At 66.9% G+C, this 20,749-nt stretch carries 16 protein-coding genes; 15 read left to right on the top strand and 1 reads right to left on the bottom strand.

All coding sequences use genetic code 11. From position 1 onward, the window contains the following. Window positions 1-8: 8 nt before the first annotated feature. Genes EN861_RS33040 through EN861_RS32995 form a run of 10 tightly spaced genes read left to right on the top strand, consistent with a single transcriptional unit; the run spans window position 9 to window position 15,328 of the window. Window positions 9-314: a hypothetical protein gene (locus EN861_RS33040; RefSeq protein ID WP_135867665.1), complete on the top strand. Its 306-nt coding sequence runs from the start codon at window positions 9-11 to the stop codon at window positions 312-314. Next, the gene (locus EN861_RS33035; RefSeq protein WP_135867664.1) at window positions 311-1,459 is read left to right on the top strand and encodes a hypothetical protein; all 1,149 of its coding nucleotides are present in this window, start codon (window positions 311-313) and stop codon (window positions 1,457-1,459) included. Before EN861_RS33040 ends, EN861_RS33035 begins: the two co-directional genes overlap by 4 nt. Window position 1,460: 1 nt before the next feature. Beyond that, window positions 1,461-1,970, top strand: coding sequence for a phage baseplate assembly protein V (locus tag EN861_RS33030; RefSeq protein WP_135867663.1), 510 nt, complete (start codon window positions 1,461-1,463; stop codon window positions 1,968-1,970). A gap of 4 nt (window positions 1,971-1,974) precedes the next feature. Further along, complete coding sequence (locus EN861_RS33025) at window positions 1,975-2,313, top strand: hypothetical protein (protein ID WP_135928200.1); 339 nt, start codon at window positions 1,975-1,977, stop codon at window positions 2,311-2,313. Beyond that, a complete protein-coding gene (locus tag EN861_RS33020; protein WP_135867661.1) occupies window positions 2,310-2,669 on the top strand; it encodes a GPW/gp25 family protein in 360 nt (119 codons plus the stop codon). The genes EN861_RS33025 and EN861_RS33020 overlap by 4 nt, the downstream gene beginning before the upstream one ends. 1 nt (window position 2,670) lies before the next feature. After that, complete coding sequence (locus EN861_RS33015) at window positions 2,671-5,214, top strand: putative baseplate assembly protein (protein WP_135867660.1); 2,544 nt, start codon at window positions 2,671-2,673, stop codon at window positions 5,212-5,214. Further along, entirely contained in the window at window positions 5,211-8,249 is a 3,039-nt protein-coding gene (locus tag EN861_RS33010) for a putative baseplate assembly protein (protein ID WP_135867659.1), read from the top strand. The genes EN861_RS33015 and EN861_RS33010 overlap by 4 nt, the downstream gene beginning before the upstream one ends. Next, window positions 8,242-10,503, top strand: coding sequence for a hypothetical protein (locus EN861_RS33005; RefSeq protein ID WP_135867658.1), 2,262 nt, complete (start codon window positions 8,242-8,244; stop codon window positions 10,501-10,503). The genes EN861_RS33010 and EN861_RS33005 overlap by 8 nt, the downstream gene beginning before the upstream one ends. A 9-nt stretch (window positions 10,504-10,512) precedes the next feature. Beyond that, window positions 10,513-14,412, top strand: coding sequence for a DUF6519 domain-containing protein (locus tag EN861_RS33000; RefSeq protein WP_135867657.1), 3,900 nt, complete (start codon window positions 10,513-10,515; stop codon window positions 14,410-14,412). A gap of 25 nt (window positions 14,413-14,437) precedes the next feature. Beyond that, on the top strand, window positions 14,438-15,328 hold the full coding sequence (locus EN861_RS32995) for a hypothetical protein (protein WP_135867656.1): 891 nt from the start codon (window positions 14,438-14,440) through the stop codon (window positions 15,326-15,328). A gap of 707 nt (window positions 15,329-16,035) precedes the next feature. Here the strand turns inward: EN861_RS32995 and EN861_RS32990 are convergent. Beyond that, window positions 16,036-16,221 carry a helix-turn-helix transcriptional regulator gene (locus EN861_RS32990; protein WP_135867701.1) on the bottom strand — a complete coding sequence of 62 codons (186 nt, stop codon included), beginning with the start codon at window positions 16,219-16,221 and terminating at the stop codon, window positions 16,036-16,038. A 165-nt stretch (window positions 16,222-16,386) separates the two neighbouring features. Here EN861_RS32990 and EN861_RS32985 point away from each other — a divergent pair, with 165 nt between their 5' ends. From EN861_RS32985 to EN861_RS32965, 5 genes are all read left to right on the top strand, one after another. Then, a complete protein-coding gene (locus EN861_RS32985; RefSeq protein ID WP_135867655.1) occupies window positions 16,387-17,055 on the top strand; it encodes a hypothetical protein in 669 nt (222 codons plus the stop codon). Between the two features lie 231 nt (window positions 17,056-17,286). Continuing rightward, the gene (locus EN861_RS32980; protein WP_135867654.1) at window positions 17,287-17,544 is read left to right on the top strand and encodes a hypothetical protein; all 258 of its coding nucleotides are present in this window, start codon (window positions 17,287-17,289) and stop codon (window positions 17,542-17,544) included. Then, window positions 17,541-19,301 (top strand): recombinase family protein, encoded by a 1,761-nt coding sequence (locus EN861_RS32975; protein ID WP_135867653.1) that lies wholly within the window; start codon window positions 17,541-17,543, stop codon window positions 19,299-19,301. Before EN861_RS32980 ends, EN861_RS32975 begins: the two co-directional genes overlap by 4 nt. A 559-nt stretch (window positions 19,302-19,860) precedes the next feature. Beyond that, a complete protein-coding gene (locus EN861_RS32970) occupies window positions 19,861-20,127 on the top strand; it encodes a type II toxin-antitoxin system ParD family antitoxin (protein ID WP_127872300.1) in 267 nt (88 codons plus the stop codon). 3 nt (window positions 20,128-20,130) lie between these two features. Continuing rightward, window positions 20,131-20,442, top strand: a complete 312-nt coding sequence (locus tag EN861_RS32965; RefSeq protein ID WP_127279141.1) for a type II toxin-antitoxin system RelE/ParE family toxin — start codon at window positions 20,131-20,133, stop codon at window positions 20,440-20,442. Window positions 20,443-20,749: the final 307 nt, after the last annotated feature.

Below are 20,749 nucleotides of genomic sequence, written 5' to 3'. Positions count from 1 at the left end.
TCGCGCCGATGTTCGAACAAACCAGTCGCTATGCCGGTCTTGCAACCCGCACGATCACCACGCCCGAGGGGCGGCTCATCACCTATGTGGCACGTCGCAACGTGCCGCCGGCCGCGGCCTATGTCACGGCAGGGGGCGTGACCACCAGCGATTCCGACCGGCTCGACAATATCGCGCACCGCTATCTGGGCGACCCGCTGGGCCTCTACCAGGTGGCCGACGCCAACGAGGCGATGCACCCGATGGAGCTGACGGCAGAGCCGGGCCGGCGGCTGGTCATCCCGCTGCCGCGCCACCCGGGGGCCAAGTCATGAATATCCTCGGGGTACGGCTCAACCTGCTGATCGGGCCCGATCCGGTAGCTCTGCCGGCCCCGATCCGCATGCTCGAGGCGCTGGCCGAGGTCGAGGTCAGCCACTCCGACCGCGAGCGCTCCGGCTTCCGGCTCACCTTCACCGTCGGGCGTTCGGGGCCGACCGACCTGATCGATTACGAGCTCATCCTCAACCCCTTGCTGCAGGTGCATAGCCGGGTGGTGCTGACGGCGATCTTCGATATCCGGCCGCGCGTCATCATGGATGGGCTGGTGACGCGGCGCGACCTGGTGCCGGGCGATCGGCCGGGGGAGGGGCGGCTGGTGCTGAGCGGGCACGACCTCTCCATCGCGCTCGACCGCAAATACAACCCCACCGAGCACATCAACCAGCCCGAAGCGATGATCGCGGCCAAGATCGCGGCGAGCTACCCGCAATATGCAATGCTGCCCAATGTCCGGCAGCCGCCGCTCAGCACGCCGCCGCTCAATATCGAGCACGTGCCGCAGCAGACGGCCACCGATTGGGATTATCTCGAGGAGATGGCGGCGCGCTTCGGCTTCGTCACCTATGTGAAGTCGGGCCCGGTGCCGCTGCAGAACTCGCTCTACTGGGGGCCGCCGATCGCGCCCGAGCTGCCACAGCCGGCGCTCAGCGCCAATATGGGGCCAGTGACCAATGTGTCGGGACTCAGCTTCACCCAGGATGGGCTGGCCATCACGATGGTCAAGTCCAGCGTCAAGGATGCGCTTACCGGGCAGACTATGCCGGTGTTCTCGGTGGTGCCGAGCCGGCCGCCGCTGGGGTTGGTGCCGACCTTCTTCACCGGCTTTCCCAGCCTGCGCGAGGTGGGCATGGAAACCACCGGCCTCAACAGCCTCGAGGCGCTTGCCCGGGCCCAGGCCAAGCTCGACAGCTCGTCGGACAATGTCCTGATGGTCAACGGCACGCTGGACAGCACGCGCTACAACGACGTGCTGCTGGCGCGCGAACTGGTCGACCTGCGCGGGGCGGGGGCGACGCATGACGGCACCTACCTGGTGCGCAGCGTCACCCACAAGATCGCGCGCGGCGGCTACACTCAGGATTTCACGCTGTCGCGCGCCGAACTCGGCGCCAAGCTGCCGCTGGTCCGGGTGGCCTGAGATGACCCAGCGGCACTACGGCAAATTCCGGGGCACGGTCGAAGACAATGTCGATCTGACCGGGCGCGGCCGGATCAAGGTGAGCGTGCCGGGCATCACCGTCGGCGACAATGGCTGGGCCTGGCCCTGCGTGCCCTATGCTGGACCGGGCGTGGGGTTTTTCGCCATGCCGCCCAAGGGGGCGGGGGTGTGGGTGGAGTTCGAGCAGGGCGACCCCAGCCACGCCATCTATTCGGGCTTCTTTTGGGCGCAGCCGCTCGATGCACCGGTGCCGCCCGGTCCGCTGGCCAGCGGCATCACCATGCTCAAGACCGACAAGTTCACGCTCGAAATCGACAACAACCGGGCGCTACCGACGCTCAAGATCGAGATCGCGGCCGGTGGGGCGGTCGGCAAGGCGGCGCTCAGCGTCGACCAGGCGGGCATGACGCTGAGCGCGGCGGGCAACAAGATCGAGCTGCAGCCCGGGTTCGTGACGATCAACGGCACCAGTCTGAAGATCATGCAGTGAGGCGATGATGGTCTTTCCGATCCTGACGCAACTGACGCAGCTGCAATGCCCGCACGGCATTCCCGCCATCATGCAGCCGAGCGCCACCAAGGTGCTGATCGATAATGGCCTGCCAATGCTGGCGGGAGACCTCGCGAGCATTGCCGGCTGCCCGTTCACCGTGCCGCCGGGCAAGCCGCAGCCCTGCACTACCTCCAAGTTCGCGACGCTGTCGAGCAAGGTGTTCATCGAGGGCAAGCCGGCGGTCCTGCAGGGTGTCGCGGACCTGGGCATATCGGCCGAGCAAATCCCGGGCGGGCCGCTGATCTACGCGCTGGTGCAGGCCAAGGTGATCGCCTCATGACCGAGTTCGGGTTTCCCTACCGGGTGGCGGCGACCGGCGGCACGGCAACGGCCAGCCCCGACGAGCATGTGCGCGATCTCATCGCGCTGGTGCTGTTCACCGGCCAGGGCGAGCGGGTCAACCGCCCGGATTTCGGCTCGGGGGCGCGGCAGCTGGTGCATTCGCAGAACGCCCCCGAATTGGCCATGGCGCTGCAGCACCTGGTGCTGTCGAGCCTGCAGCGCTGGCTGTCGGAAGCCATCGAGGTGCGTGGCGTCGAAGTGGAGGCGCATGACGCGACGGTGTCGGTGGAAGTGCGCTTTCGGCCGCTCGACGGCGACCAGGAGCGGTCGGTGCAAGTGGTGAGGCAGGCCTGAAATGGATCGGCGGCAGTTCTCAGCCAACAGCGAGAGGCGAAAGAAGCTGCTCGGCTCCCAGGTGAAGATCGGCGGGCTGCGCCTCAACGGGCTCGATTACCTCGAAGTGCTCGATGACGATGCGCCCAGCCCGGCGCTGCGGCAGCGGCTGCTCGACGTGGTGTTCCTCAGGCCCGACGGCGTGGCCGATCTGAGCGGGGAGAACTTCGCCATCGAGGGCGGTGTCAGGATCGTCGGCATCGAGGTCATCGCCGCCGCTCCGGGCGCCAATGCCCAGACGGTGCGGCTGAGCCTCGACCGGGCCGGCGATTTCTCGCGCTACCGGTTGGTGCTGCGCGGCAGCAACCTCGACGCGCCGCCCGCCAGTTTCGATCCGGCGCTGGCGCTGATCGAGTTCTCGTTCAAGGCCGATTGCCCGACCGATTTCGACGCCTTGCCGCCGCCGCCGCCGCTGCCTGAGCCGCCGCCGGCGCCGCCGATCGACTACCTCGCCAAGGATTACGAGAGCTTCCGGCGGCTGATGATTGATCGCATGGCGGTGACCATGCCGGGCTGGACTGAACGCAGCGCCGCGGATCTCGGCGTCACCCTGGTCGAAACGCTGGCTTTCGGGGCCGACCTCGCGAGCTACTACCAGGACGCGGTGGGCACCGAGGCCTATCTGTCGCGGGCCCGGCTGCGCGCCTCGGCTCGGCGGCATGCGCGGCTGCTCGGTTATCGGGCCGGCGAGAGCTGCAACGCCCGCACCTTCGTGTGCATTACGGTCAATGCGGACCGCACCCAGCTCGACCCACCGCTGGTGCCGGCCGGCACCATGCTCCTGACCCGCCCCGACGGGGCGAGTGGCGGCGGGCTGCCCAAGGCGTTGCCGCGCGATCCCGAGCGGCTCGCCGAGGCGCTCAATGCCGGGGCGCGAGTGTTCGAGACCATGGTGGATGTGACGGCGCTCTATCAGGCGCAGAACGAACTCACCCTGCACAGCTGGAGCGCCAGCGCCGGCCGGCTGCCTTCCGGCGCGACCATGGCGCACCTCGTCGGCACGGTGGCGAGCACCCACCTCGAGGCCGGCGACGTGCTGGTGTTCGAGGAGCGCTTCCCGATCGGCGGCACGGCGAGTGACCCGGCCGATCCGACGCACCGGCATGCGGTGCGGCTCGACCGCAGCCCGCGCGAGCTCAGCGATCCGCTCGAGGGCAAGCCGGTGCTCGAGATCCACTGGGCGCTGGCCGACGCCCTGCCATTCGCGCTTAATCTCGGGCGCGATGGCGCGCAGCCGGGGGCGGTTGCGCGCGGGAATATCGTGCTGGCCGATGACGGGCACACCCTCGATTATGCCTATGCCAACCTCGCGCCCGAGGCCGAGGCGCGGCAATCGCTGCATGCCGGGCTGGTGGGGCGCAGCGCGCTCGACCCCGAGATGCCGCCCGAACCCGACAGCAGGGGTTATGGCGCGCCGCCCTACCGGCCGCGGGTCACCGTCGGCCCGCTCACCCGCGCCGTACCGTTCGATGCGGTGGCGGCGCGGCGCCGGCCGGCGGCCGAAGCGCTGCAGCAGAATGCCGCCGCGGCGCTGCCGGCGATCGAACTCAGCGCCGGCGAGACGTGGCTCGCCAGCACCGACCTGCTCAATTCCGATCGTTTCGCCGCCGAGTTCGTGGTCGAGACCGGCAATGACAGCAGCGCCGAGCTGCGGTTCGGCGACAATCGCTTCGGCGCCACCCCGCAGCCGGGCGTCCGCTACCGGGCGCGACTGCGGGTCGGCAGCGGCGCGGCCGGCCGGCTGGGGGCCGACGCCCTGGGCCATATCGTGCTCGATGACGCGGGGTTCGTCGACGACATCAGGAACCCGCTGCCGGCGGTGGGCGGCGCCGAGCCGGAAACGCTGACGGCGATCAAGCTCGCCGCGCCACGCGCCTTCCACCAGCAGCGCCGCGCCGTCACCGCCGACGACTATGCGGGGTTCGCCGAGCGGCACCGCGATGTGCAGCGCGCCATTGCCGAGCGGCGCTGGACCGGCAGCTGGCAGACCATCTTCATCGCGGTGGACCGGCGTGGCGGACGGCCGGTCGATGCGGCGTTCGAAGCCGAGCTGATCGGCTTTCTCGAGCCGTTCCGGCTGGCCGGCCACGATCTCGAGATCGAGCCGCCGGTGTTCGTACCGCTCGATGTGGCGCTGGTGGTGTGCGCCGCCGATGGCCACTATGCCGAGCATGTCGAGGCGGCGCTGCTGAGCCGGTTCAGCTCCGGCGTGCGGCCCGACCGCACGCGTGGCTATTTCCATCCCGACGCCTTCAGCTTCGGCGAGGATGTGCTGCTGAGCAGCATCATCGCCGAAGCCATGGCGGTGCCGGGGGTGCGCTGGGTGGGCATGCAACTGCCAGGCTCCAGCGCCAGCGGCCGCTTCCGCCGCTTCTACGATCAGGGCGTCGATTATGCCGAAGATGGCGTCATCGCCATCGGGCGCCGCGAAGTGGCGCGGCTCGATAACGACCCCAACGCGCCCGAGCATGGCCGGCTGCGCTTTTACGTGGAGGGCGGGCGATGAGCGGCGACAGCGACGACGACCTGCCGGCGGCTTTTGCGCCGCGCCGGCCAGGCAACCGGGCGGGGCTCGCCGCCATCGACTATCGGGTCGGGCGGCACGGCGATTTCCTCGCGCGCGTGCTGCACAACCTGCCGCGCGAGCGGGTGGTCGATCCGGCGACGCTGGCGGAAAAGCGGCCTCTGGCCGGCCTCACCAGCCGTGCCGCGGATGACCCGACAATTGCGCTGGCCGACGCGTTCTCGGTGACGCTGGACGTGCTGAGCTTCTACCAGGAGCGGATCGCCAACGAGGGCTACCTGAGGACCGCGCTCGAACGGGACTCGATGGTCGAGCTGGCGCGGGAGATCGGCTATGAGCTGCGGCCCGGCGTCGCCGCCTCTGCAAGCCTCGCCTTCACGGTCGAGGATCGCGACGATCCGTTCCGGGTGATCACGGTCCCCACCGGCACGCAGGTGCTGAGCGTGCCGCAACACCCCGACGAACGGCCGCAGACCTTCGAGACGGTGGCGCCGATCACGGCGCGGGCCGAGTGGAACGACATCGCGCTGCGCACCGAGCGGCCGCAGCACCTCGCCATGTTCTGGGACGAAGGCAAGCCGCACCATGGCGAGCTCTGCCTGCTCGATCTCGACTCGTCCTTCGATTTCAGCGCGGTGGATGCCGCCGACCTGATCGAGATCACCAAGCCCGATCTCGACAAGTACCTGGCGGTGGTGCCGGGGCTCGATATCGGCGCAGCGCTCGACGACCTGATCGAAGATGCCAAGCTGAACCCCGAGATCGCGCCGGTCATCCGCGGCGTGTTCGTCGATCGCATCCAGTTGCGCGGGCTCGGCCTTTCGCTGCGGCGCGGCATGCGGATGCTGGCGGTGGGCGTCGGCACCCTGGCGCAGACGCGCGCCTTCCGCATCGTCGAGGTCAGCGAGGATATCGGCCACCAACTGACCGAGGTGGTGCTCGCGCCGCTGGTCACCAAGCCGCTGCCGCCCAAGCCGCTCAAGCTCAAGTTCATGACGGCGCTGCTGCCGGAGGCGAAGCTCGACATCCGGCCGATCGCCTTCAACGTCAAGACCGCCAGCCGGGCGATCAAGCGCGCCACCTGGCGCGGCAATACGCTGTCGAGCTTCATCAAGCTGCAGGCCTGGCCGCGGGTGAAGCTGATGCTGCTGTTCCGCTTCCCCAAGGAAATCGAAGCGCCGCCGCTGGAGCAGGTCAGCCCCGGCCTCGTGATGCTGCGCCAGAGCACCGGCTTTTTCGGCAACGCTGCGCCGAAATGGAAGCTGCTGCCAAAGAGCCGGAACAAGAGGGGCGAGGAGCAGCCTCCCGAGGCTTACCCGAGGGATTGGGAGAAAGACGGAAAGCCGGTCAAGATCTGGACCGACTCGCAGGGCGTGTCGCTGACTGGCAAAACGGGTGACGATGACAGGGAGCCGGTCGACGTGTTTCTCGAGCGCGAGATTCCGGAGATCGTCCCCGGCGACTGGGTGCTGTTTGAAAACCCCAACGCATCACAGGTCAGGGCGCTACGTGTCGGGGCGGTCGGCACGCAGTCCCGCGCCGACTTCGCGCTCAGCGGCAAGGCCACCGGCCTGCTGCTCGCGACCGAGAATGGCGACTTCACCAAGACTGACAAGGACGCGCTCGACCTCAACTTCCGCACCGCGATCGCCCGCGTGGCGAGCCAGCCATTACCGCTGGGCGGTCTGCCGATCGTCGATCCGATCGCGGCCGGCACCAGGAGCCTGACCCTCGACGGGCTCTATCTCGACGTCATCGTGGGCAGCGCCATCTCGATCGTCGGCGAGCGCGCCGATGCGCTGGGCCTCATCGATGGCGAGACGCTGGTGATCGCCGATGTGACGCATGTCGGCGGCTTCACCACACTGGGGTTTGCCGAAGGGCTGTCGCGCAGCTATGTGCGCACCAGCCTCAAGGCCAACGCCAATGTGGCGCCGGCGACGCATGGCGAGTTCGGCGAGGAGGCGCTGGGCAGCGGCGACGCGCTGCTGGCGCACCAGGCGTTCAAGCTGTCGCGCCCGCAACTGACCTTCGTTCCCGCCGCCACCGATCGCGGCACGGCGACGACGCTGGTGGTGCGGGTCGATGGCGTCGCCTGGTCGGAAGTCGAGGCGCTCTACGATGCCGGGCCGGACGACCAGGTCTATGCCGTGCGGATCGACGATGACGGCACCACCAGGGTGGTGTTCGGCGATGGCCAGCATGGCAGGCGCCTGCCGACCGGCAGCCTCAACGTCACCGCCAGCTATCGCAGCGGCATGGGCGTTGCGGGGCAGGTGGCCGAACAGAGCCTGACGCTGCTGAAATCGCGCCCGCTCGGCATCCGGGCGGTGATCAACCGCAGCCCGGCGCGCGGTGCGGCGCCGGCCGAAACACTCGCCGATGCGCGGATCAGCGCGCCGCAGAGCGTCCGGATGCTCGGCCGCATCGTCTCGCTCACCGATTACGAGGATTTCGCCCTCGGCTTTGCCGGCATCGGCAAGGCGAAGGTGGCGGCGCTGCGGCTGGGCCGCCGGCAGGTGGTACATCTCAGCGTGGCGCCGCGCCTCGAAGGGGTGTTCGACCCAGCCGACAGCACGTTGCGGAGCCTCGCCGAGGCGATCGAGCGCCGCCGCGACCCGGGCCATCGGCTGTTCGTGGCGCCGCATCGGCAGCGCTATTTCCAAATTGCCGCCAAGCTGGCCTACGACCGGCGCTATCGCCTCGAGGACGTGCGGGCGGCGGTGGAGGCCGAGCTGCTGCGCCGCTTCGGCTATGACGAGCGGGCGCTGGCCAGCGCGCTCAGCGCGGCTGAGATCACCGCGGCAATGCAGGGCGTGCCAGGGGTGGTCTACAGCGATCTCGATCAGCTCAGCCCCTATGGCGCGAGCCAGGCGGGGCCGGCGACGCTCACCTCGGTGATGCCGGCGGGCGCTGCACGGGTGGTCGATGCCGAGGCCCCGACGATCGATCCCGCCGAGCTGCTGGTCGCCCTTCCCACCGGCATAGCCCTGACGCTGGAGGTTGCCGATGCGTAACAGTGCGATCGACCGGCTGTATCAACTGTTGCCGGGTTACATCACCGCCAGGGACGCCGACGAGGGCCGCCCGCTGCTGGCGCTGATGCAGATCCTGACGCGGGAGCTCGAGCTGGTCGAGCGCGACACCGATCAGCTCTACGACAACTGGTTCATCGAGACCTGTGAGAACTGGGCCGTGTCCTATATCGGCGACCTGGTGGGGGCCCGCGCGCTGCGTGAGTTCGGCGAGGGCAGCCTCAGGGCCTATGTCGCCAATACGCTGGCCTATCGGCAGGCCAAGGGCACCAGGGTCATTGTCGAGCAATTGGCTCGCGACGTGTCGGGCTGGCCAGCAGTGGCGGTGGAGTTTTTCAGCCTGCTGCAGCAGACCCGCTACCTCAACCGGCAGAAGGGTGGGGTGCCCGCTACCATGTCGCTGCGCGATGCCGCGACGCTGACCGGCGGGCCGTTCGAAAGCGCGGCGCACTCGGTCGATGTGCGGGCCATCGGCCGTACCTCAGGCCGCTACAATATCCCCAATCTGGGGCTGTTCGTCTGGCGACTCCACAATAACGACCTGCCGTTCCTCACCGACGAGAGGGAGGGCGGCTATCTCGGCGGCGTGGTGCCGCGCGCCGCCGCGCCGGGCGCCGGCTACCGCCTGCTCGATCCGGTGGGCCGGCCGCTGCGGCTGTTCAACCGGCCGCGCACCGAACAGAGCGTCGATCAGTCGAGCACCGAGGCGTCGGTGCCGGGGCCGCTGCGCCGCCGCCGCATCGCCGCCGATCTCGAGGCGCTGCGCGACGGCAAGCCGGGCGGAGGGTTGTTCTTCCGCACCCGCCCGGTGTTCGCGGCGCGGCTGGGTGGCGTCAGCCTCAGGCCCCAGCAGCTCCATTGCTGCAACCTCGCCGATCGCCAGTTGGGGGGCGGCGTGAGCTGGACCCGGCCGGCGGTCGCCGGTACGATCAATTTCGATCCCGAGCTGGGGCGGCTGTCGCTGCATGCCGATGACGAGGGCAAGGCCGTCGAGGTGAGCTATGCGTTCGGCAGCGCCGGAGAGTTCGGCGCCGGGCCGGGCGATCGCCGGGCCTTGGTGGCCGATTGGATCGGACCGTTCGCCGACCCCGAAGCGCAGCCGCCATTGTGGCAGGTCGGGGTGACCCGCCGCACCGAGGCGCTGAGCGCGGCGCCCGGCCAGACGATCGTCGCGAGCCTCGCCGAAGCCATCGCGCTGTGGAATGCGGAAGCGGCGGCCGGCCGGCGCGGCATCATCGCGGTGCTCGACAGCGCCAGCTATGACGAGGACCTCAGTAGCGCGGCGCAAACCATCAGCATCCCGCAGGGCGCCATGCTGGCGATCGTCGCAGCCGGCTGGCCGCTGCGCGATACCGCGGCGGGCGCAGGGCACCGCAAGGCGGGCGACCTGATTCCGGCCGGCCGGCGGCCGCATCTCGCAAGCGACCTCAAGGTGCGCGGCACGGCGAAAGCCGACGAAGCCGGGGGCACGCTGATCCTCGATGGACTGCTGCTCGAGGGCCGCGTGCGGGTAATGGCCGGCCAGCTGGGGCGGCTCGAGCTGCGCTGCGGCACGTTCGGCGCCGGCGCCGAGGCGCTGGGCGACGCGGTGACCGTGACTGCCGGCAATGCCGGGCTCGGGCTCAGGATCGAGCGCAGCATCTGTGGGCGCCTCGGTCTCGCCGCGGCGGCCGGCGCCATCGCGATCGTCGACAGCGTGGTGGGCGAAGACCGGGTGGCCGATGGCGATCCTTCGGCCGCGCCGGTGGTCATCGACGCGCCCGCGGCCGACCTCGCGGTCGAGCGCTCGACGCTGTTCGGCCGCAGCGTCGGCCGCAGCCTCGAGGCGTCGGACAGCCTCTTCACCGCGCCGCTCGAGATCGCGCGGCGCCAGGCCGGCTATGTGCGGTTCAGCTACGTGCCGCCCGGCTCGCGCGTGCCGCGGCGCTTCCATTGCGCGCCGGAGCTGCAGGTGAGCGAGGCCAGGGAACGGCTGGGTGTGGCCTTCACCGCCGAGATGGAAACCGCCATCCGCCGCAGTATTCGTCCGGTGTTCAGCGCGACGCTCGCCGAGGAGCCGGCTTTCGCCCAACTGGCACAGCGTTGTCCGAGTGAAATCGCCGAGGGCGGCGAGGGACGTACCGAGATGGGAGCCCTCAACCGGCTCCGCAATCCGCAGCGGCTCGCCAACCTGCGAGACGCGCTCAGGGAATACCTGCCGTTCGGCCTCGCCGCCGACGTCATTTTTGAGAGTTGAGGATCCGTCATGGCTGACTACACGCGCGATACTTTCCGGCCCTCCCGCCATTTCTCCGGTGTCCGGCAGCAGCAGGGCCGGGTGCACCTCGATGCCGACTGGAACGAGGCGTTCGATATCGGCAGACATGTCGAGCGTACGACCAGCATCGATGTCATCGGGCAGACCGGCATGCCGGGATCGGCGGCGGGCTTCGCGCTTGCGGCGGTGCCGGCCGCTCCCGGCGCCGACCTGCTGATCGGCACCGGGCGGGCCTATGTCGGTGGCATCCTGGTGGAGCACGAAGCGAGCCCGGCCAGCGTGCTGCATCGGGTCTCGGGCGCCGATGCGGCGACGCTGTGGGAGGTGGTCGGCGGCCCGGCGCTGCGGGTCGGGCAATGGGTCGAGACGACGGCGGCGGGCGCCGCGACGCGGGCCAGCGTCGCCGAGATCAAGAATCCGGAGGAGGGCGATGGCGGGCACCAGCGCCTGACCCTCTCGGGTGCCGTCGGCGCCGCCGACACGGTGGAAATCCGCGGCCTTGCCTCGCTGCTGCTGCAGCCGCACCTGCCCGGCGCGGTGCTGCCGGTCGACCCGGTCAGCTATCTCGCCTATCTCGATGTGTGGGAGCGCGAGATCACCGTGCTCGATGATCCGGTGATCGCCGAGACGGCGCTCAACGGCCCCGATACCGCGGTACGCAGCCAGGTCGTCTGGCAGGTGAAGACCGTGCCGGTCAAGCAACTGCTCGATGCCGGCGCCGTCGCGGCGCCGGTCAGCTGCAGCTCGTTCCCGCCGGGCTGGACGCCCGAGGTCGGCGAGCCGCTGCGGCTCAGCGCCGCCGCGCGCGAGGCCGCGGCCGAGCAGAGCCCCTGCGAGCTGCCGGTCGAGGGCGGCTATCGCAGCCTCGACAACCAGCTGTATCGCGTCGAAATCCACAATGGCGGGGCGGCCGGAGCCGCCGGCATCACGCTCAAGTGGTCACGCGACAACGCCATCCACCGCCACCGGCTGCTCGACGTCGCCAATTCCAGCCTGGTGCTGGAAGAGATCGGCCCGGACAGCCCCACCAGCATCGCCGCCGACGATTGGCTGGAGCTGCTCGACGAGGAGCGGGTGCTGGGCGGCGAGCCGGGCTATTTCATCGAGGTCGACGAGGTAGTGGGGACGCGGCTCGGCATCCGCGCCATCCTCGATCCGGTGACGCTGCAGCCGCTGGTGCAGAACGGCGCCCCCAATGCCGACATCCTGCCCAGGCGCGGCGTGGTGCGCCGCTGGGAGGGCGGACCGCCGGTCGGCATCCCGGCCGATGGCAAGCTGACGTTGGAAGCCGGCATCGAGGTGACGCTCAGCGCCGGCCGCGCCGCCACCGGCATGTACTGGCTGATCCCGGCGCGGACGCTGACCGCGGCGCTCGAATGGCCGGCCGACGCCGCATCGGGAGCACCGCTGGCGCTGCCGCCGCACGGCATCCGGCACGCCTATTGCGTACTCGGGCTGATCGACAACGGCGCCGGCCTCAGCGTCGTCAGCGATTGCCGGCCGATCTTCGAGCCGCTCACCGAGCTCGAGACCTTCGCCTATCTGGGCGGCGACGGGCAGGAGGCCACGCCCGATCTCACTGCGCCGGCCACCCTGGTGCCGCTCAACTCGCCGCTCCGGGTCGGGGTGACCCGTGGCCGCCATCCGGTTGCCGGGCGGGCGGTGCGCTTCAGCCTCGCCGAGGCCAATTCGGGCGCCAGCCTGGTGGTGCCGCCGGGCGGCTCGGAGATCGAACATGTGGTGACCGGCGCCGCCATGACCACGCTGGTGCTGCGCACCGATGCGGATGGCGTGGCCGAGACGGGGCTCAGCATTCCCGGCCTCGCCGGGCAATATCACGTCGTCGCCGAACTGCTCGATTCCACCGTGGTGGCCGGGGCCTCGGTCTCGCACCTGCCGATCGAATTCACCGCCAGCGCGTCGGTTGGCGCGGCGGTGGCGTTCGACCCCGCCAATTGCGCCTATCAGGCAAGCGACCGGATCGCGCCGGTCCCCGCGCGCACCGTGCAGGAGGCGATCGACCGGCTCTGCCCGCGAGTCGAGCTGCGGATGGTCGGCGGCGACAGCCAGCTGCTCACTGGCCAGCAGCAGTCGCTGCGACCGTTGCGCGTCGGGGTCTACTGGGGCAAGCAGCCGCTGGCGGGCGTGCGGGTGGATTTCGCCGTGGCCAGCGGCGATGCGACGATGAGTGGGCCGAGCCCGCTCACCAATGCCGAGGGCATCGCCGAGAGTTTCATCGTCGCCGGCAGCGACACGACCTCGAATGGCGGGCTTGTCGAAATCACCGCGACCGTCGTAGGGACGCCGGCGCCCAACCCAGCACCGCTGGTGTTCGGGGCGCAGTTCGTCAAAGCCGATGGCGCGAGCGGGCCGAGCTGCAGCGTCACCATCGGGCCGGATGGACTCGAGGCGGCTGGCACGACGCTTGCTGAATTCATCGGCAAGCTGGTGACGGCTGACCGGTCGCGGCGGATCAGCATCTTACTGCTGCCCGGCAGCTACGTGCTGCACGAAACACTCGATCTCAGCGGTTTTGACAACCTGGTGCTGGCCGGGTGCCGCGATGGTGTCTGGCTCAAGCCGGATGAGGGGACCCCCCGTGCCTTCGAGCGCGGGCTGGTGCTGATCGAGCGGGCCACCAACCTCACGCTGCGCCGGCTGGGACTGATCCTACCGAGCAAGAGCGATGAGCTCAACCTAGGGGTCTGGGTCTCGAAAGCCGGCGATATTCGGATCGAGGATTGCGTGTTCTTCCTGCCACCCCGCGGCGTGCGCTCGAGCCTCCTGGCGCTGCGGATCAGCAGCGAGTGTCCCAACCTCAAGATCCTCGGCAATCGCATCGGTGGGGACACGCCGCTCGAGCCGGAACGCGGCCCGCGCCTGGGTATCGTGGCCGGGATCGATCCGCGCAGCGGCAGCGAAAAGGCCGAGGCTGCGTTGCTGACTGGCCTTGAGATCAGTCGCAACGAGCTACAGAACCTGACCGCAGCTGTCTATCTCAGAGCGCTGTTCGGTACCGTTCGCTGCGAGGACAACCGCGTCGAGGGGTGCGATAACGGCATCTTCGTCGTGGCGGCGACCGTGACCGACCGCCGGGTGCTATTCGACGCGCTTGGGCGCGGGGTGGACGTGGCCGACGGCAGATTGATCCTGGCGGCCTTGCAGGGGGCGCACCCGGCGCTCATGCAGAGCGTACAGGAGGCGCTGGCGGCCTCACCGCTGCCGGCCGACCTCAGACCCAGCACTGTCGGGACGTTCGGCGAACCACGGGTGGCACGGCGCGCCGCCGAGGCGAAGCTGGCACAGGCCAAGGCGCTCAACGCGACGCTCCTGGAGCAGTTCAACGCTGACCCCGAGCTCAGTCGCGAAGCGCGGGAGCGCCTGCGCCGCGATGTTGCGGCGCAGGCAGCGCCGGATCGACTGGCCGCCGCGTTCGACGCGCTGGCCGTATCGCCCTTCCGGGTGTCCAACGAGAAGTTCCCTGCTTCGGCGACCGTGCGCATCGCCGGCAACGACATCGTCACCTTGCCGGCAAGCGAGGAAGGTCAGGTCAACACCAGCAGCAATCTGCTAGTTTACCTCGATGAGGCCACCGAGCCCACCGTGATGGTGGCCGGCAACAACATCAGAGGGCAGCGGCGGCAGTTTCTCGTATGGGTCAAAGGGGGGGTATTCGGTACCGTCACCGGCAACACCATCATCAATCGCCAGGCGGGCGTGGCCGCGGGGCGGCTGGCGCTCTACTACATGCTCGAGGTGGAGGCGCCGGTCTGTGTCGTCAGTATCGCCGGCAACGTCATCGTCGGCTCCGTCAAGGCGGTGGACCCGCAGCATGCCGGCAGTCCGCTGCCCAACTGGCACCAGATCAACAGCAATGCATTCGTCTGATCGCTGATCCAAGGGAGGATGACACATGTTTGACAACGGCAAATCCGGTCCACAGTTCTTCATTCCGTATTCCGATGCCGACGTCGCCGACGAGGGACGCCGCCCGATCCGGCCGCCGGCGATCAGCTACATATGCGACGGGATCGAGCACAGTGACTACGTTCCGGGCGAGGATCTCGAGGTCAGGGTCCGGGTGGCAAACTTCGCCGAGTTCGGACGGGCGCTCGTCGATGTCTGGCTGATCCGCCCGAGCACCGGCCTCAGCATGGCCGGCCGCACGCCCGACCTCGCCGACCTGACAGTCGACATCGGCCCGCCCGGGGACCCCAACACGCCCAAGACCATCAAGGCCCGTGCCAAGCTGACCAGGCTGGACTACATTGCGGTCGATCCGCTGGCGGACCGGCATCAGTGCCTGATTGTCCGCGTGCGCAGCGAACTCGACGAACCGCTGTTCCTCGAACAGGCGCAGCCGGGCGTCTACCGTCACTGGGCTCAGGAAAATCTCAGCTACCAGCCGACCCCAGCCAATGAGATCCAGTCGATCGGCTTCGATGCCGGCAATCCGATCCCCGAGTACCTGGATTTCGAGATAAAGGCGTCGCCGCCCGACGATGGCGTCATTGAGCGGCTGATCCGGCGGCTAGACCGCGGCATCTATGTCGATCTAGACGCCGAGGTTTCGCTGGGCGAGTTTCCCAAGGAACTGACCGGCAAAAACGCGCTGGTCGTCTCTCTAAAGGAGCAGGAGATTCGCCCGCTGTTTCTCAATTTCATGCTGCACAGCGAGCTCAAGCCCAACACCTTCGGCGTGCTGCAGGTACTGCAGCGCCGCATGCCCACCCAGAAGGAAAAACCCGACGACCCGGCGCTGATCATTGGCGGCATCGCGGTAGTGGTGCTGCCGGTGAAATGAAGCTTGGGTTGGGTATCGAATGGGCTATGTCGCAGAATCCGACACGCAAACCTGCAGAATACCGTGGGTGCACACCGAGGTGACCTAGCTGCTAGCAAGGCCCCTCGTCCGGCAGACCGCGCAACGTCGGGCTGGACCCGGACCCAATTCGCGGCCCGGGGACGAAGTGAGCCAGTAGCTGTCGAAGGAGAAGCTGCTGGCGGGCGATATTCCAGTGGGTTGGCGATCGGAGGGGGCGACAATGAAGCGGAAGACCAAGACCCAACATATTGGACGGGCCAGTGTCGCATTGCGCCTTGTCGACAAGCGCACCGATGACTACGCGAGTCAGGTTTGCATGTGCGGCTTCGCAGTTAGGTGCTGGAAGTTGATCGACATACGCTAACCAGATCCGAGTATCTAGTCGCGACTGCCGGAACCGGTGTCAATCGTCGCTCGCTGTCAGGCCGCCCCAACCAATCAGCGTCCGCGCCACCGCAGCTCAGGCGCGCTGTCGCACGTAAGGGGACGGCGCCAATTGCATGGAACGAATGGAGTGTCGAGGCAGACGCTTTGTCGCGGTGGTCCCGGCTAGGTCCGAAATGCGGCAACAACTGCTTCCTGAAGGTCCGTGCCATCACCGGACAGTCTGGTTCCGGCCCCAAAACTGTCTTGGATCGCGCCACGAAGGATCAGCTGTCAAACTGGGAAATCGGTTCAATAAGTTGTCACCTGTGCGCTCTGTATCGAATCCCGTTCTCGGATAAGAACTCGATTCCGGCACCTTCCAGGGCATGCCTTATACTCGTCAGGTTGTTGGCGATCGGCATACGCGCCCCTCGTTCAAAATCAGCAATCGTTTGTCGAGCAACGGTTGCTGCTTCAGCTAACTGCTGTTGGCTCCATCCAAGCATCGCGCGAGCGCCACGACACTGCTCCACCGTTAGCGCATGCTGCATTCTATCAATCCGATTGACGTCAATCAATTTGTATAAGATGATGTTCCCCTTATCGGCCGAGCTGGGCGCTAGCACGCCCAGCCCGACCTAACCACAACCAAGCTGTAAGGAGCTCGGATCATGGCTGATTCCGACAATAGCACGACTCCGCCTCGCGTCACCCGCAGGAGGCTACTTGGTGCAACGGCGATCGCAATCGTCGGATGGGAGAGGAGTGCACTCGCCGGTGAGGCACCGGCAGTAGCCCTGCCCTACGATCCGGTGCTGGCGATTTGGCGAGAATGGCACAAAATTCACAAATTGGGTGAGCGCCTCTGCGATCAGAGCGCGTACCTGGAGCGTACGCTCGTCGAGATCGTCGGCTTCCCTTGCGCGACCGTCCAGTTGCCCGGCGGCGAGGAAGTGACTGTTCATTCCATCAGAGCACTCCGCGAGGTGCTCGGTGCTGGCGCCGACGCCGCTGAAGCTCGCGCGACGGCAGAAGCCCATTTTGCGGCTCATCAAGCCCGCTGGGATGCCGCCGACGAGCGAACCGGCTATTCCCACGTTGCAGACGCCGAGAGGAAAGCGGGTGATCGAGCCGAAGAGCTGCTCCAAGCCTTGTCGCTCACACCTGCCACCTCCTTCGCCGGTGTGGCAGCTAAGTTGAGCGCGGTGCTTCTTGAAAGTGATGTGCGGGAAGGCGGCACCGAGTTCCCCTGGCCGCAGATCCGCTCCGCGTTCGATGATTTTATACATGTCGGCCAGCAGCTCTTTCCCGAAGTAAGATTTCCGAGCGAGATGCTGTGACCGAAACACTTTCCCGAGCGGCACCGTTCGAGGGTCGATGCGTATGGAATCGCGGCATAAGAAAGCCGATCAAACATCATCGCCGATCATTATTGAGGGTTCGTCTTTGGGGGACAAAACCGCACTGCGTAAGTCATTGCACGCTGTACCACTACGATATGAACTTCGTGCTTTCCTTTGCCGTCGAGAGACATCTGATAGCGAGTCGATCCACGATTGGGAGCGACCGCGGTGGCAGAGGAACTCAGGACCGGCCCACAAGCTTTGGTTCCAGCGAACGACAACGGCGATCTCGCCAGCTCCGTAGCGGCGGCCAAGCTGGATCGGGTGGTGCTGGATATCGCCCGGCTGATCGGCCGGCAGCTGGCGCGGGAGGCATTCGAGACGGGGGTGGTGGTCAACGACAATCGGCCGGGCCACCGAAAGGGAGGGGGCACGGAGCCGGATGGCAAACCCTTGGGGCACAGGAGAGAGGATCTGCCGCCATGACCCGTGTCGCACTCTATGCCCGCTATTCATCAGACAGCCAGCGGGATGCCTCCATCGAGGACCAACTGAGGCTGTGCCGCGAGCAGGTAGCGCGCGAGGGCTGGAGCGTTGCGGGGAACTATGAGGACGCGGCGATCTCCGGCGCCAGCACGGTGCTGCGGCCGGGTATCCAGCATCTGGTGCGCGATGCCCAGCGCGGTCGCTTCGACGTGGTGCTGGCCGAGGCACTCGACCGCATCAGCCGCGACCAGGCCGATGTCGCCACCCTCTTCAAACATCTCAAATTCGCCGGCGTTACCATCGTCACTTTGGCCGAGGGTGAGATCAGCGAGCTGCATGTCGGCCTCAAAGGCACGATGAATGCTCTCTTCCTCAAGGACCTTGCCCTCAAGACCCATCGCGGCCTCCGGGGCAGGGTGGAGAAGGGCAAGGCCGGAGGCGGGCTGTGCTACGGCTACCGGGTAGTGAAGGAACTCGATACCGCAGGCGAGCCTGTTCGCGGCGACCGCGCGATTGTGCCCGAGGAAGCGACCATCGTGCGCCGCATCTTTCGCGAATTCGCCGCCGGCAAGAGCCCGAAGGCGATCGCCGTCGACCTCAACAAGGCGGGCGTTCCTGGTCCGCTCGGCCGACACTGGGGCGATACCAGCGTGCGCGGGCATGTCATCCGGGGTACCGGCGTCATCAACAACGAGCTCTACACCGGTGTGCTGGTTTGGAACCGCCTGCATTTCGTCAAGGATCCCGCCACCGGCAAGCGCGTCTCACGGGCCAATCCGCCAGCCAAATGGATTCGCACCGAGGTGCCGCATCTCAGGATCGTCGAGGACGAATTGTGGCAGGCCGTGAAGGAGAGACAGAAATCCATCGCCGGTCAGTTCGAGGCGGTGGCCATCGCCACGCGCAAGGCCCGGGCCAGGAAGCTACACACTATGAGGCGGCCGGTCTCCCTCCTCTCTGGTCTGCTCACCTGCGGGTGCTGCGGCGGACGCTACGGCCTGTTCACCCGCGAGCGCTATGCCTGCCTCAACCACCAGCGCCGGGGCATTTGCGACAATGCCCGCTCCATCACCCGCGAGAAGATCGAGCAGCGGGTGCTCGCAGGCCTGAAGGAAAGGCTGGTCTCGGCTGATGCTGTGGCCGAGGCGATCAGAGCCTACGCCCAGGAGACCAATCGCATCAACCAAGAGCGTCGCGCGCAAGGGGAACAGGACCGCAAAGCGCTCGACAAGGTCGAGCGCGCCATCGCCGGCATCATGGCCGCGATCGAGGATGGCCTTTACCAACCTTCGATGAAAGCAAGGATGGAAGACCTGGAGCGGCAGAAGGCGGAGATCACCGCGCGTCTGGCGGCGGCACCCACTGACGTGCCCGATCTGCATCCCGACATTGCCAACCTCTACCGCAAGCGGGTCGAGCAGCTCACGCAAGCGCTTGCCGACCACGAGGACGGACGTCCGGCCGCCGAGGCCTTGCGTTCGTTGATCGGAGAGATCGTACTCACGCCCGGCGACAAGCGAGGCGAGGTTCATGCCGAGCTACGCGGCGAGTTGTTCGGCATCCTCGAAATCGCCAAAGCCGACCCAAATGGCCGGCCCGACGATGTTATGACAAAAGAGGTTGCGGGTCCCCGCAACCAAATACAAATGAGCCCGCCATCGTGCGGGCTCTTTTGTATTTTGCTGTCGTGGCCCGCCGATCTTAACCTGTCATCAGCGGCCCGCAAGGAGGCAAAGCCGACGCCGCAGGACCGATAACTCAAATCCTATCCCCAAAACCAAATTAAAACGCCCGCCAGAATCAAACCCGGAGGGCCGTTTTGCGTTCGAACCAGCCGCCATCGATCTTAGCCATCATCAGCACGCAAAGACGGCAGCCAACCACCAGGACAACAAACACAAACCCTGGCTAAAAAAGACCTGCCTCAACAAGACAAAAACAGCCCGCCAGGCTCCCGCCGGCGGGCTGTTCGCATTCGTATCCTCGCCGCATAACGAAATCGCAGACAGATACACAAACCGGAAGGTGCAGTCTCGGAGGTCCAGATATAAAACGAATTTGTACTCAGCCGGCTTCCGTACCTATCCCGCGCGCATCTGGCACCGTGATGGATGCGGGGTATCGAGTTGCGCGTCTGCTGGCCGGTGCCGTCGTGGCCGAGGCGGTATTTCAGTCAATGCCGAATCAGGCGACAAATTGATTCTCTCCGGACGAATCGCGGAAATGAGCACCGGCCGAATCGGTCCAGTTTGCCAATAGGTGACATCTATTGCTATATAGGCACCGCGATCCCGCACTCGCTCCAAGAGGTTGCCAATGCCAAATTACGCTTTGAATGACCACTATGAGAGCTTCATCAAGAAGCAGCTCGAATCGGGGCGTTACAACAATGCCAGCGAGGTCGTGCGTGCCGGCCTGCGCATGCTCGAGGATTTCGAGGCGGAGCGGGAGAGGTGGCTGCGCGAGGAAATCCCGTCGCGCCTGGCCGAACTCAAGCAGGATCCGGCGAAAGCGACACCAGCTGACGCGGTCTTTTCCAGGCTGGAGGCGCGCCATCGCGCGAAGCAGGCGAAAGCCAAGTAGGCAATGGAGTATCGGATTGTCTTTCATCCTGCCGCGCAAGCCGAACTCGAACAGCTCTACGACGACATAGCCGAACGGGCGTCGCCGGCGATCGCCTGGAATTTCGTCGTGGGCATCAAGGACCATTGTCTCGGCTTATCGACTTTTCCACAGCGAGGTACGGAGCGGGTCGAGATCATGCCTGGGCTGCGGATCGTTGGCTACCGGCGGGCGGTCAGCATTGCTTTTGCGGTCGAGGGTGAGCAGGTGCTGATCCTGGGCATCTTCTACGCCGGCCGAAACATCACACCGGAATTGTTGGAGGATCGGCACTGAAAGCCGCTCGGGCGAGGTCCGTGGCCGTGTCGGCGGGCGGCCGTTTTTCAAAGCGAAGCGTGCTCACCATGAGGACCGAAGCGAGTAACCCAGGCGTGACCAACCGCGGAAAGCGGCGCGGAAATTCAGCCTAGCCAACTCACGAATTTCGACCCCGTGGATATCTCCACGAGAAATCGAAAAAACTTTGCGAAGGTGTGTTGACAGTTTTGGTAGGTGGCGACTATATACGCCTCACGAACGAGGGCGGTGCGCCGCTGGCGACGAAGAAGTTTGCTTCTAAGACTGCCCTCAGCGAAATTCAAGA

This window comes from Mesorhizobium sp. M8A.F.Ca.ET.218.01.1.1 (assembly GCF_004791165.1).
GTDB lineage: Bacteria > Pseudomonadota > Alphaproteobacteria > Rhizobiales > Rhizobiaceae > Mesorhizobium.
The sequence above is the reverse complement of the archived record's forward strand: the minus strand, read 5'-3'. Positions and strand labels throughout refer to the sequence as shown.